At 76.1% G+C, this 12,703-nt stretch carries 7 protein-coding genes; 3 read left to right on the forward strand and 4 right to left on the reverse strand.

Features of this window, described 5'->3' with window-relative positions:
- The first annotated feature begins 80 nt into the window (after positions 1-80).
- From lanKC to OHS33_RS02900, 3 genes are all read left to right on the forward strand, one after another.
- A complete protein-coding gene (gene lanKC, locus OHS33_RS02890) occupies positions 81-2,753 on the forward strand; it encodes a class III lanthionine synthetase LanKC (RefSeq protein WP_330328787.1) in 2,673 nt (890 codons plus the stop codon).
- Positions 2,750-2,893 (forward strand): SapB/AmfS family lanthipeptide, encoded by a 144-nt coding sequence (locus tag OHS33_RS02895; RefSeq protein ID WP_330328788.1) that lies wholly within the window; start codon positions 2,750-2,752, stop codon positions 2,891-2,893. Before lanKC ends, OHS33_RS02895 begins: the two co-directional genes overlap by 4 nt.
- Before the next feature lie 71 nt (positions 2,894-2,964).
- Entirely contained in the window at positions 2,965-7,797 is a 4,833-nt protein-coding gene (locus tag OHS33_RS02900; RefSeq protein WP_330328789.1) for an ATP-binding cassette domain-containing protein, read from the forward strand.
- A 35-nt stretch (positions 7,798-7,832) separates the two neighbouring features.
- On the opposite strand, the gene OHS33_RS02905 is transcribed toward OHS33_RS02900, so the two are convergent.
- From OHS33_RS02905 to OHS33_RS02920, 4 genes are all read right to left on the reverse strand, one after another.
- Complete coding sequence (locus tag OHS33_RS02905) at positions 7,833-8,441, reverse strand: response regulator transcription factor (RefSeq protein ID WP_330328790.1); 609 nt, start codon at positions 8,439-8,441, stop codon at positions 7,833-7,835.
- A gap of 306 nt (positions 8,442-8,747) precedes the next feature.
- The gene (locus OHS33_RS02910) at positions 8,748-9,839 is read right to left on the reverse strand and encodes a hypothetical protein (RefSeq protein WP_330328791.1); all 1,092 of its coding nucleotides are present in this window, start codon (positions 9,837-9,839) and stop codon (positions 8,748-8,750) included.
- 133 nt (positions 9,840-9,972) lie between these two features.
- Positions 9,973-11,577, reverse strand: coding sequence for an outer membrane protein assembly factor BamB family protein (locus tag OHS33_RS02915; RefSeq protein ID WP_330328792.1), 1,605 nt, complete (start codon positions 11,575-11,577; stop codon positions 9,973-9,975).
- 82 nt (positions 11,578-11,659) lie between these two features.
- The gene (locus OHS33_RS02920; RefSeq protein WP_330328793.1) at positions 11,660-12,610 is read right to left on the reverse strand and encodes a GDSL-type esterase/lipase family protein; all 951 of its coding nucleotides are present in this window, start codon (positions 12,608-12,610) and stop codon (positions 11,660-11,662) included.
- Positions 12,611-12,703 lie beyond the last annotated feature (93 nt).

A 12,703-nucleotide genomic window follows, 5' to 3' on the forward strand; every position in this document is an offset into this window, starting at 1 on the left:
TCGGTGACAGCCGTGACTGTCGCGGCACCCGGCGCGGATGACACGGTGAAGCAGCCGGGCCACCGACCGAGGGAGTACGGGTGAACAAGGGGTACGCCGCATTCTGCGACGCAGACCGCTGGTTCTACGACGCGCCGTACCGGCGCGCCGAGGAGAACTACCCGGCCGCGCTCGCCCCCGTACCCGAGGGGTGGCGCTCCCACCGCAGCGGCGACTGGTACGCCCTGCGCCCGGTCGGCGCCCAACTCCCCTCCCAGGGCTGGAAGATCCACGTGTCGGCCACGCTCGACAACGCCGGACCGGTCCTGGACCGCGTGTACGCCCACTGCCTCGCCCGGGACATCGCCTTCAAGTTCGTGCCGAGCCGCTACCTGCTGCACCTGCGCAACGCCAAGTACGCCGACCGCGCGGCCAGCGGCAAGTTCATCACGGTGTACCCCGCCGACGAGGAGCAGTGCCGCCGCATCGCCGAGGACCTCGACGCCCTGCTCGCCGGGGAGCCGGGACCGTACATCCTGAGCGACCTGCGCTGGGGAACGGGCCCCGTCCACCTGCGCTACGGGAGCTTCACCCTGCGGCACTGCTACGACGGGAACGGCGAGCTGGTCCCGGCCGTCGAGGACCCGGCCGGACGGCTGGTCCCCGATGTCCGCGGGCCGGTGTTCCAGCCCCCGGAGTGGGTCGAGCTGCCGCCCTTCCTGAAGCCGCACCTCGACGCGCGCTCGTCCGTCACGCTCGCCGACATCCCGTACACCGTCGAGCGGGCCCTGCACTTCTCCAACGGCGGCGGGGTGTACGCCGCCCGGGACGCCCGCACCGGTGAGCCGGTCGTGCTCAAGGAGGCCCGGCCGTACGCGGGGCTCGCCGCCGACGGCGCGGACGCGGTGGCCCGGCTGCACCGGGAGCGGACCGCGCTGGAACGGCTCGCCGGACTGGACTGCGTCCCCTCCGTCCTCGGCTCCTTCACCGTGGGCGACCACCACTTCCTGGCGCTGCAGTACCTGGAGGGCAAGCCCCTCAACACCTACTTCGCCCGCAGGCACCCGCTGATCGAGGCCGACCCCGCGCCCACCGAACTCGCGGCCTACACCGAGTGGGCCCTGACGATCCACGAGCGGGTGAGCGCCGCGGTGGCCGCGGTGCACGCCCGCGGGGTGGTCTTCAACGACCTGCACCTCTTCAACATCATGGTCACCGAGGACGCCGCGGGCCAACCGTCCGTCGCGCTGCTGGACTTCGAGGCCGCCGCCCACGTCGACGAGGGGCTGCGGCAGACCGTCGCCAACCCGGCGTTCGTCGCCCCGGCGGGGCGGCGCGGGTTCGCGGTGGACCGCTACGCCCTCGCCTGTCTGCGCCTCGCCCTGTTCCTGCCGCTGACGAGCCTGCTCGCCCTGGACCGGGCGAAGGCCGTGCACCTGGCGGCGATCGCCGCGGAGCAGTTCCCGGTACCGCGCCGGTTCCTGGACGAGGCGGTCGAGGAGATCCTGTCCGGGCCGGATGACGGTGACTCCGGTGGTTCCGGCTCCGGCTCCGGCCGGGCGCCCGGCGGCCGGATTCCGGCTCCCGCGGGACCGTACCTGCCCGTCGCGCCCGGGGACTGGCCCGCCGCCCGGGACTCGATGACCGCGGCCCTGCGCGCCTCGGCCACACCCGGCCGGGAGGACCGCCTCTTCCCCGGGGACATCGCCCAGTTCGGCTCCGAGGGCGGTGGCACCGGCTTCGGGTACGGCGCCGCCGGGGTCCTCTACGCGCTGGCCGAGACCGGCGCCGAACCCTGGCCGGAGGCCGAGGAGTGGCTGCTGGCACGGACGGCGGAGCCCGGCTCCGGCACCCCGCTCGGCTTCTACGACGGCCTCGCGGGCACCGCCTGGACCCTGGAGCGGCTCGGCCACCGGGAGCGCGCGCTCGACCTCGCCGAACTGCTGCTGGCACAGCCGTGGCAGGAGGCCGGCCCGGACCTGCACAGCGGGCTCGCGGGCGTGGGCCTGGCCCTGGACGCGCTGGGCACGGCGACCGGTGAGGGCGCGCTGCACGCGGCGGCCGTGCGCTGCGCCGAACTGGCCGCCCGGGACGGCGCGGCCCCGCGCCGCGCGGGGCTGCTGTACGGCGGCTCCGGCCCGGCCCTGCTGTTCCTGCGGCTCTACGAACGCACCGGCGAGCGGGAGTACCTGCTCCGCGCGGGCGAGGCCCTGCACCGCGATCTCGACCGGTGCGTGACCAGCGCCTTCGGCACCCTCCAGGTGGACGAGGGGTGGCGCACCATGCCCTACCTCGGCGAGGGCAGCGTCGGCATCGGCATGGTGCTGGACGACTGGCTGCGGCACGGCTCCGAGCCGCGCTTCGAGCAGGCCCGGCTGGAGATCGTACGGGCCGCCCAGGCCACCTTCTACGCGCAGCCCGGGCTGTTCCGCGGCGCCGCCGGGATGGTGCTGTACCTGGCACGGACCACCACCCCGGGTCCCGGCACCCGCGCGGACGACCTCGCGCGCCAGATCGACGCCCTGGCCCGGCACGCCGTGCCCTACCAAGGTCATCTGGCCTTCCCCGGCGAGCAGTTGATGCGGCTGTCCATGGACCTGTCCACGGGCACCGCCGGAGCACTGCTCGCCCTCGGCAGCGCCGCGCCCGGCGGGCGCGCGCAGCTGCCGTTCCTCCCTCCGCTGCGGCATGCCGCGGCGGTCCCAGAGCCGGCCCCGCACCACGGGGCCGTGACCCATCGGAACAACCCAGCGAAGAAGAGGAATCTGACATGACGCTTCTCGACCTGCAGTCGATGGAGACCATCAAGGAAGAGTCCACCGAGGCGACCTTCGGCGGTGGCGGCGGTGGCGGCAGCCGGGCCAGCCTGCTGCTCTGCGGGGACAGCAGCCTGAGCATCACGACCTGTCACTGATCAGGTCCCCTTCCGGGCCCGGGCGGATCTCCGCCCGGGCCCGTACCCCGTTTCCGGAGCCGGTGCCATCGATGAACTCGCCCGACCCGTCCGGTGACCCGTCCGACGGCCCGCCCGACGGCCCGCCCGACGACGCGGCGCTCGCCCGCGGCGGTGACCGTGCCCTGCTGGCGGCGGCCCGCGACAGCGCCGGCCGCACCGCCGCCGTCGGCGCCTGCTCGGTCGGCGCCGCCGTGGCGGCCCTCGCCGAACCGGCCGTCCTCGGCCACACCCTCGACCTGCTGCTGCGCGGGGACCCGGCGGGCCCCGCCTGGACCCTGTGGTGCGCCCTGGCCATCGCGGCGGAAGTGCTGCTGGACGCCACCGTGACCCGGCTGACCGGGCGGGTGAACGGCCGCTCCACCGCCTGGCTGCGCCGCCTGGGCCTGACCCGGCTGCTCGCCGCCGCCCCGCACCACGCGGGCCGGTACTCCCCCGGCGACGTCGCCGCCCGGCTGACGGCCCACGCCACCGAGGCCGGGACCGCCCCGGCGGCCGCCGCGGGCGCCCTCGCCTCGCTGCTGCCGCCGCTGGGCGGGCTGGTGGCGCTCTTCGTCATCGACGTGTGGACCGCCCTCGCCTTCCTGGCCGGACTCCCGCTGCTGGCCTTCCTGTTGCGCTCGTTCGCTCGCGATTCGGCGGCCAGCGTGACCCGTTACCAGCAGGTCCAGCTGGCGATGGCCGGGCTCCTCGTCGAAGCCCTCGCGGGCGCCCGGACCATCGCCGCCGCCGGTACGCTCCCGCGCGAACGGGCCAGGATCCTGCGCGAGTTGCCCACCCTGGGCGCCGAGGGGCGGCGGATGTGGCGGGTCTACGGCGGGACCACCGCCCGCACCTCGGCCCTCATGCCGCTGCTCCTGTACGTGGTCCTCGGCGTGGGCGGCATGCGGCTCGCGGCGGGGGCGCTGGGCGTCGGCGCGCTCCTGGCCGCCGTCCGGTACGCCGGGCTCGCGGCCGGGGTGGGCGCGGTGACCGGCCGGCTGGCCGCCGTGGTGCGCGGCCGGGCCGCGGCGCGGCGCACGGCCGCCCTGTTCGCCCTGCCGGATCTACCGTACGGGACACGGGAGTTGCCGCCCGGCGGGCCCGGCACCCTGGAACTGCGCGGGGTCAGCGTGGTCCGCGACGGCCGGACGGTACTGGACCGGGTCGACCTCCTCGTGCCGGGCGGTACGACGGTCGCCGTGGTGGGCCGGTCCGGGTCGGGGAAGACCCTGCTCGCGGCGGTGGCGGGGCGCCTCACCGACCCGGACGCCGGGCGGGTCCTGCTGGACGGCGTGCCGCTGGCGGAACTGTCCCCACGGGCGCTGCGGCGGGACGTCGGCCACGCCTTCGACCGGCCCGCGCTGCCGGGGCGGAGCGTCGCCGGGGCGATCGCCTTCGGCGCGGATCCGCGGCCCGGGCGCGGGGAGGTGCGGGCCGCGGCGCGGGCGGCCGGGGCCGACCCGTTCGTACGGCGCCTGCCCGACGGCTACGACACCCCGCTCGCGGACGCGCCGATGTCCGGGGGCGAGATCCAACGCCTGGGCCTGGCCAGGGCCTTCGCCCGTGCCGGGCGCCTCCTCATCCTCGACGACGCGACCTCCAGCCTGGACACGCTCACCGCACGCGAGGTCGAACGGTCCCTGGCCGAGCGGGTCCGCCCCGGCACCCGCCTGGTCGTCACGCACCGCGTCTCCTCGGCGGCCCGCGCCGACCGGGTCGTCTGGCTGGACGACGGCCGCGTCCGGGCCTCCGGCACCCACGCCACCCTCTGGCACGACCCCGCCTACCGCGCGGTGTTCGCAGCGCCCGAGCCTTCGGCACCGCCCCCCCGACCCGCCCCGAAGACCCCGGCCCCCGGCCCCCGGCCCGGTACCGGGCCGCTGCCCCCGCCCCAGCGGAGCCGGACCGGCCTTCCGGCGACACCGACGGCGTCAGCGATCGATCCGCGAGCGCCCGAGGCCGTCCCCGGGCCCGGGGCCCGCCCAGCGCTCGGGCCAACCAGCACCGGTCGCCCCGCGGAGTCGGCCGCTTCGGGAGCGCCCGGACCCGGGGTCGGCCCGGGGCCGCAGCCCGGGCCCGGGCCGCTGACCGCGCCCGAGCGGAGCTGGACCGGCCTTCCGGCGACGCCAACGGTGTCAGCGGTCGATCCGCGAGTGCCCGAGACCGCCCCCGGGCCCGGGCCCGGAGCCCGCACAGCACTCCGGCCGCCCAGGACCGGCCGTCCAGCGGGGCCGGCCGCTCCGGGGGCGCCCGGGCGCGAGGCCGGACCCGGGCCGCAGTCCGGGACCGGGCAGGAGGCCGAGACCGGGCCGCAAGCCCGACCCGGGCCACAGGCCGGGACCCGGCCGGAAGCCGGGACCGGGCCGCAAGCCGAGACCGAGCCACAGGCCGGACCCGGACGGGAAGCCGGGACCGGGCCGCAAGCCGGACCCGGGCGCGGGGCCGGACCCGGCACAGCGCTCCGGCCTGGCGGGGCCCCGCGCCCGGCCGATCCGAAGACGCCGGGACCCGGGCCCGGCTCCGGGCCCGAGGCCGAGCACGCGGCAGCGGCAGCAAGCCGGGACCACGCCGGGCCACGGGCCTCGCTCCCGTCGGACAGCGGGGTCGGTCAGCCAGCGGGGTCGGCCGCTCCAGAGGCGCCCGATCCCGGACCCGGACCCGGGGTCGGGGTCGGGGTCGGGGCCGGGGCCGGGGCCGGGGTCGGGGCCGGGGCCGGGGCGGAGGCCGGGGCGGAGGCCGGGGCGGAGGCCGGGGTCGGGGCCGGGGCCGGGCCGGAGGCCGGGGGCCCCACGGGGGTCCGGCCGGGGGCTTCGGGGGCGGGCCGCCGGGCCGCCGGGCACGGGGTTCGCCGGGACCACGTCGGGCCACGGGCCGCGCTCCGGCCGGTCGGCACCGGTCGGCCGGTGGGGTCGGCCGCTTCGGAGGCGGCGCCAGCCATCCCGGAGGCGCCCGGACCCGGGATCGGGCCGGGGGCCGGGCCGGAGGCCGGGCCCCGCAGGGGGCACCGACCGGGCGGGGCCGGGCGCCCGGGGGCTCCAGGGGCGGGCCGCGGGGAGCCCCGTGTGGCCGGGACCCCCGTGGGAGCGGGGCATGAACCCGCCCGCCGCCGGGGCATGTGGCGGCGGGTCGGGGGTGAGGGGCGGCGGTTCCTGCGGGGGCGGCTGCGGGCGTTGGGGGCGCTCGCGCTCTGGTCGCTGCTGGAGTCGGCCCACACCTTCCTCGGGGGCTACGGCGTCGCCCGCGCCCTCGACGACGGGTTCCTCGCCGGGCGCCTCGGCACCGGCGCCGCCTGGCTGGCGGCCGCGGGAGCCGGGGCGCTGCTCGGCGGTGTCGCGCTGCGCGGGGTGTTCGGCGCCCTCGCGGAACTCGTCGAACCCCTGCGGGACGGGCTCGTCCGCCGGGCCGTGCGGCACGCCCTGAGCGCGGCGGTCGCCGATCCCGCGCGGGCCGCCGACGCGAGCGCGGTGTCCCGGCTGACCCAGCAGACCGAGATGGCCCGCGACTCCTTCGCCGGACTGGTCCTGACGGCCCGCTCGTTCCTCTTCACCGCCGTCGGCGCGCTGCTCGGCATGGCGGCGCTGGCGCCCGTACTGCTCCTCGTGGCCGTGCCCCCGCTGCTGCTGGGGCTGGCCGTCTTCCTGGCCACGCTGCGCCCCATGGCGGCCGTACAGCGGGAGGCCCTGGACACGGACGAGGCGCTCGCCGCGCGGGTGGGCGAGGTGGCGGCCGGGCTGCGCGACATCGTGGCCTGCGGCGGCGCCGCCGATGCCGCGGCGCGGGTGGAACCGCTCATCGCCGCGCAGGAGCGGCTGACGGCCCGGCTCGCCCGCTGGGGGGCCGTACGGACGCTGGCCCTCGGCATGGCCGGCCGGGCGCCGGTCGTCGCCCTGCTCGCCGCCACGCCCTGGCTGCTCGGCCGCGGAATGACGGCGGGGGCGCTGGCCGGTGCGCTGACGTATCTGACGCAGTCGCTGCTGCCCGCGCTCGACACCCTGATGGCGGCGCTCGGTTCGGCGGGGACGCGGCTGCTGGTGGTGCTGGACCGCTTCTGCGGACCGGAGCCGACGGGGACCCGTTCCGGTGCGGAGCCGGGTGCCCCGGCCCCGGCCTGGCGGCCCGCGGCGGACGCGGCCGCCGAACTCCACGGCGTGGGCTTCGCGTACGGGCCCCACGCGCACCCGGTGCTGGACGGGCTCGACCTGACCGTCCGGTCCGGCGAGCACCTCGCCGTGGTGGGGCCCAGCGGGATCGGGAAGTCCACGCTCACCGCCCTCCTGGCGGGCCTGCTGCCGCCCGACCGGGGCACGGTCCTCGTGGCCGGAACACCCGCCGGAACGCACGGCCCGGCAGGCGGCCGGGGCCCGGACCCGCGGCGCACGCTCCTGCCGCAGCAGGCGTACGTGTTCACCGGCACCGTACGCGAGAACCTCACCCACCTGTGCCCGGAACCGGGCCCCGGCGGCGTGCCGACGGCGCGCGTGGAGGCGGTGGTGGCCGCCCTGGGGCTGGAGGCGCTCCTCGGGAGGCTCGGCGGCCTGGACGCCGTGGTCGACCCCGCGCGGCTCTCGCAGGGCGAACGGCAGCTGCTCGCGCTCGGCGCGGCGCACCTGTCCCCCGCTCCGCTGCTCCTGCTCGACGAGGCCACCTGCCACCTCGACGCGGAGACCGAGGAGCGGGCGGAGCGGGCCCTGGCGGCGCGCCCCGGCACGCTGGTGGTGGTGGCCCACCGGATCTCCTCGGCCGCCCGCGCCGACCGGGTGCTCGTCCTGGACGGCACCCGGGCGGTGTGCGGGACGCACGCGGAACTCCCGGCACGGTCGGCCCTGTACCGGGACCTCGTCGGGATGTGGAGCGCCGCGGACGGCGCGGCCGGGTCGCGCTGAGCCGCCGACCGGCGACGGCGACCGGCGGCCAGTGGCTACACCCAGCCCGCGCTGCGCGAGATGCGTATCGCGTCGATGCGGTTGCGCGCGCCGGTCTTGCGGGTGACGGCGGCCATGTAGTTGCGGACGGTGCCGCTGGCCAGGTGCAGGGCGCGGGCGATCTCGGCGATCGAGTCGCCCTCCGCGGCGCGGGCCAGGACGCTGAGTTCGCGCGGGCTGAGCGGCACCGGGTCGGCCTCCATGAAGGCCGAGGCGAGCGAGGCGTCGATGAACCGTTCGCCCGCGGCGACCTTGCGGACGGCGCGGACGAGCTGCCCCGGCGAGCCGTCCTTGTCGACGTACCCGAGGGCCTTCGCCCGGAAGGCGCGGCCGAGCGTGCCGGGGGTCCCGGCCGTGGCCAGGACGAGCAGCGGGGTCGGCGGGTCCAGTGGCCTCCGGTCGGTGTGCCCCTCAGCCGCGAGGACGGCCGTGGCACCCGGACAGTCGAAGTCGACGACCGCCACGTCTGGTCGTAAGGACTCGGCCCGGCGCGCCGCCGACCTCCACCCCGCGGACGTGACGTCGAACTGCCCTTCGGATCTCAGGAGAGCGGCCAGGGCCGACCCTACGAGGCTGACGCTGTGCAGTACGAGGACCTTCGTCATGGGGACTCTCCAGGGGACGGGCGGGTGCGGCATGGACCGATCAGCACCTTGCGGCTGCCCCGGGACCACCCTGCCGGAACGTCACGTCCGGGGGCGTGCGGGGGCGCATGGCCGTAAACGGGCGCCTCCCGAGTGCTCCCGCACGCCTCACCGCTGACCACTCACCCCCGTCCGCCCCACGCCGTCTCGCGCCGTCTCGCGGATACGGCCGAATCCCACCCCTCCCCCGGTCCCGTCCATCCGCGCGAACGATGCCGACAGGCGTTCGAGTGCGGCCGGGCGCCCCGTCGCCGGCGGCCGCCGGGCTCAGGGGGACGGGGACGAGGACGGGGACGAGGACGAGGACGGCGGCGGGTCCGCGGGGGCGAGCGGGGCCAGCCGGACCGTACTCATGATCTTCATCATCAGGTCGTCGCTGACGGCGCCGGGCACTCCGGTGCGCCCGTAGAGGTCCCAGGCGACGAAATCGCCCTTGACGTTCTTGAAGCCGAAGACGATCGCCCGGCCGTCACCCGCGCACTTGTTGGGCTTCTTCGCGCCTTCGGAACGCGCCTTGACGTAACTGCCCTTGATCCCCGCCTTGGTGGTGTATTCCACCGGGCTGTCCCACTTGACGATGGTCTTGTCCGGCTGGGTGTAGGCGCCGTAGACCCAGCTCGGGGCCATCTTCAGGGCGACCTCATTGGTGTCCTTGGCGCCGTCGGCGCCCTTGGTCCCAGTGGCGGCCAGCTTGTAGTCGTCGATCTGGCCGTCGCCGTTCCCGTCGAGGCTGCACCACTTCGACTTGTAGAAGGCGGGCGCCGTGTGCCCGATGAGGATCTTGTCCGGATCCGCGTCGTCCGAGAAGCCGCTGAACACGGTGGGCGGCGCGACCTCCCAGTCGGCGGGGACGTCGAAGGCCGTGCCGTGTTCGGGGTTCACGACCGCTTTCCAGCCCGGGATCGTCGGCGGCACCGCGCTCGACGGCGAGGCCGAAGCCGAGGCCGATCCGGAGGTGGAGGGTGCCGCGGAACCGGAGGGCGAGGCGGGGGCGGAGGCCGACGGCGAGGGGTTCTTGCCGTCGTCCGCCCGGTCGTTCTTCTTCCCGTCGTCCCCCAGCAGGACCACACCGGTGTAGGTGGCGGCGGCGAGCACCACGGTGGCCGCGGCGCAGACGGCGATGACGGCGGTCCTGCTGCGTTTGCCGGACGGCGGCTGCTGCTGCGGCTGTTGGGGCATTCCGTACGGGCCGCCCACCGGGTACACCGGTACGGTGGGCGGCTGTTCGCCGGACGGCTCCGCGCCGGGCGGCAGCGGGGGCAGCGGTGGGAGCGGCGGCTGCGGCGGCTGCCGGTACGGATTGTGGAAGTCCTCTTGCGGGTCCTGCTCGCCCCCGGGCGACTGCTGTCCTGGCCACATGCCGAGTAACGATAGGTGCGCGGTGCCACGCCCACCACAGGGGGGTCCGGCCCGTTCCCTCCGGGGGCGCCTCAAACGCCGGCGAGGCTGAATTTGCCCCCGGAGGTGCCGCGTTGCCCCGGGCCGGGCCGGGCTACTTGCCCAAGGACAGGATCGAGTGGTCCACCTTCGTCGGCTCCGGGCCGTTCACCCGGCCGTCGAGCAGGAACAGCCGTCCCCCCAGCCAGGCCGGGCGCACGCCGTGCGCGTAGAAGACGGATTCGGGGCCCCGCGCGGCCGCCGGGCTCTGCAGGAACACCTGCGGAGCGCCGCCTGTCGGCGCGAGCGTCGCCATCGCGCCCGAGTGGCCCGAGCCGTCCTGGATGTACACGACGACCTTGCCGTTCTCGATGGCGAGCGGCCACATGGCGCGGTTCTTGTCGGGCGCCGCCGCGTGCCACTTCTCCTGCCCGGTGTTCAGGTCGACGGCGATGACCTCGGTGGTGTCGTCGAGGCCGAGGCTGGAACCGGTCTTGCCTCCGGCGATGTAGAGCGTGTCGGCGTCGGCCACGGCGCCCGGGCATCCTTGGATGTCGTCGGAGTTACCGAAGCCGTTGCACCGGCCGCTGACCCCGAACTTCGCCTCGCTCTGCGAACGGATCCGGCCGTCCGCGGCGAAGGCGGTGATGCTCCAGGCCTTCTTGTCGGAGTTGTTGGCGGCGACCACCAGCGGGTCCACCGACAGGACGCGGCCGATCGTCCAGCCCTTCTCGTACGAGTGGCTCCACCTGGGTTCGCCCGTCGCCGGGTCCAGCTCCTCGATCACGGCAGCGGGGTTGGGCTCCCAGCAGTTGCGCAGGGCGATCAGCCGGGAGCCCCCGGCGATCCCGGTCGGGGAACAGCCCGTCTTCGGCGTGCCGAAGAGCTTGTGGCCGTCGGTGACCGAGAAGCCGCTCCTCACGGCGGACCGGGTGACGGCGACGGTGTCGCCCGAGATCGCCATCTCGAAGACGAGGTCGTGGTCGGAGGCGTTCTCCTGCGGCACCTGCACCTTCCAGCCGAGCTTGCCGGTGACGAGGTCGATCTGCTGGAGGTGTGTGCACTTGGGCAGTTCCGCGTTGGTCTTCTCCTGGACGCCGACGACCAGCTTCCCGTTGGCGGAAGGGGCCTGCGGGACCCCGCACAGCGGAGTCTCCAGATCGATCTTCCACACGTCCTTGCCGTCGGCCACCGCGTACCCGGTGACCTCCTTGTTCATCGCCTTGACCACGACGTCGCCGACCCGCCAGGGGCCGAACTGCTGGGCTCCCGAACCGGGCAACTGGGTCTGGTTGTCGCGCACCCAGACCCGCCCCTCACCTGGCTGGATACCGGCGTTGGGGTCGTAGGGCTCGGGCCCGCCGCCGGGGCCCTTGCCGTCGCCCTTGTCGACCGTGGGGGTGCCGGACGGGACCGCCGGGTGCGTGCCGTCGGCGACGGGCCCGGGGGAGTTTCCGTCATCGCGGACGGCCACGGCGTACACCGCGCCACCGATCACCAGCAGGCCCGCCACCAGCGACGCGACCACCACGACGGGCTTGCCGCCGAAGAGGCCCCGCCGTCCCCCGCCGGGAGCGGGGGGCGGCGGCCCGCCGAACTGGCCGGGCCCCGGCAGCGGTTGCGGCTGCGTCTGGGGTTCGGGCTGGGGCTGGGCGTACGGGTTCCCCGGAACGGGTCCGTACGGGGGTGGGGTGGGGCCGCCGGGCTCGTGACTGCTCATGGGAAGAGTGTGACCCGTGGGGTTCCACCGGACCAGGGCACCCCCGGTCAACCCGTCAACCGGTCAGCGCCATCACCGCGGTTCAGCTGCTCAGCGCGTCCAGGTGCCGGTGGAGCACCCGGTGTCCCACCGTATCGGGGTGCAGGCCGTCGACGAGCAGATCGCCGCGCCCGCGCAGCGGCTCCCACAGGTCGATGAAGTCGACGTACTGCTCCTCGCACCAGGCCCGTACGGCCGCGCGCAGGGCCAGCGCCCGCTCGCGGGTGAAGCACAGCCCCTCGTAGTCGCGGGTGCGCTCCTCGTCGACCCAGGTCGGCCCGGCGACGACGAGCCGCGCGTTGTGGCCGAGGGCGGTGGCGGCCAGGGAGCCGAGGTGCTCCGCGATCCGCGCGGTCCCGTCGCCGTGGTCCGCCGCGCGGTCCGGCGCGGCGGCGAGCGGCAGGGCCGAGTCGTTGATCCCGGCGGCGACGAGCAGGGTGTCGGGCCTGCGGGCGGCGAGCAGAGCGGGCGTCTGTTCGCTGACGTCGGCCAGCGTGCTGCCGGGGACGGACAGGTTGAAAACGCGGTGCGCGGCCTCGTCGCCCGCGATGTGGGCGCCCGCCAGCCGGGCCGCCCATCCGCCCCGCGGGTCGCAGCGTCCGTAGGCGATGCTGTCGCCGACGATCACGATGCGCTCCGCCGCGCGCAGGGGTTTCGCATCCAGGTAGGCCCAGGTGCTCTCGCCCGAGGTCAGGAGCACGCGGCGGCGGGCGTAGTCGTCGACCTCGTACGCGTCGGCCGCGGCGAGTTCCTCGTCGGTGAGGCGCATGACGACGCCCTCGACCGCGGACCCGATCGCTCGCTCCAGGGTCAGGTGGACGTCCAGGCCACTGGCCGCGATCACGGACTCGTCGGTGATCGGCAGCGGCCGGGTCGTGTGGCCCGCGAGCGACGCCGGGGAGGTGGGTACGGCCCGGCCGAACAGGGCGGTCTGTACCCGCTCGTCCTTCAGGGTGCCGAAGGAGAACAGCGAGTGGGGGCGTGATGCGGTCACTGTGGGTCGTGTGGCCTTCCGTGCGGGGATGATCACCTCACCCTAATCGGCCGCCCCTGAGCTGGCAGAACCGCTGACGGGCCGGTCGACAAC

Origin of the sequence: Streptomyces sp. NBC_00536 (genome assembly GCF_036346295.1) — a bacterium.
GTDB lineage: Bacteria > Actinomycetota > Actinomycetes > Streptomycetales > Streptomycetaceae > Streptomyces.

What these genes read in the sequence shown, in the direction of transcription:
- OHS33_RS02900 (WP_330328789.1), top strand. Translation starts at nt 2,965, where the DNA reads ATGAACTCGCCCGACCCGTCCGGTGACCCGTCCGACGGCCCGCCCGAC.
- OHS33_RS02910 (WP_330328791.1), bottom strand. Translation starts at nt 9,839, where the DNA reads ATGTGGCCAGGACAGCAGTCGCCCGGGGGCGAGCAGGACCCGCAAGAG.
- OHS33_RS02895 (WP_330328788.1), top strand. Translation starts at nt 2,750, where the DNA reads ATGACGCTTCTCGACCTGCAGTCGATGGAGACCATCAAGGAAGAGTCC.
- OHS33_RS02905 (WP_330328790.1), bottom strand. Translation starts at nt 8,441, where the DNA reads ATGACGAAGGTCCTCGTACTGCACAGCGTCAGCCTCGTAGGGTCGGCC.
- OHS33_RS02915 (WP_330328792.1), bottom strand. Translation starts at nt 11,577, where the DNA reads ATGAGCAGTCACGAGCCCGGCGGCCCCACCCCACCCCCGTACGGACCC.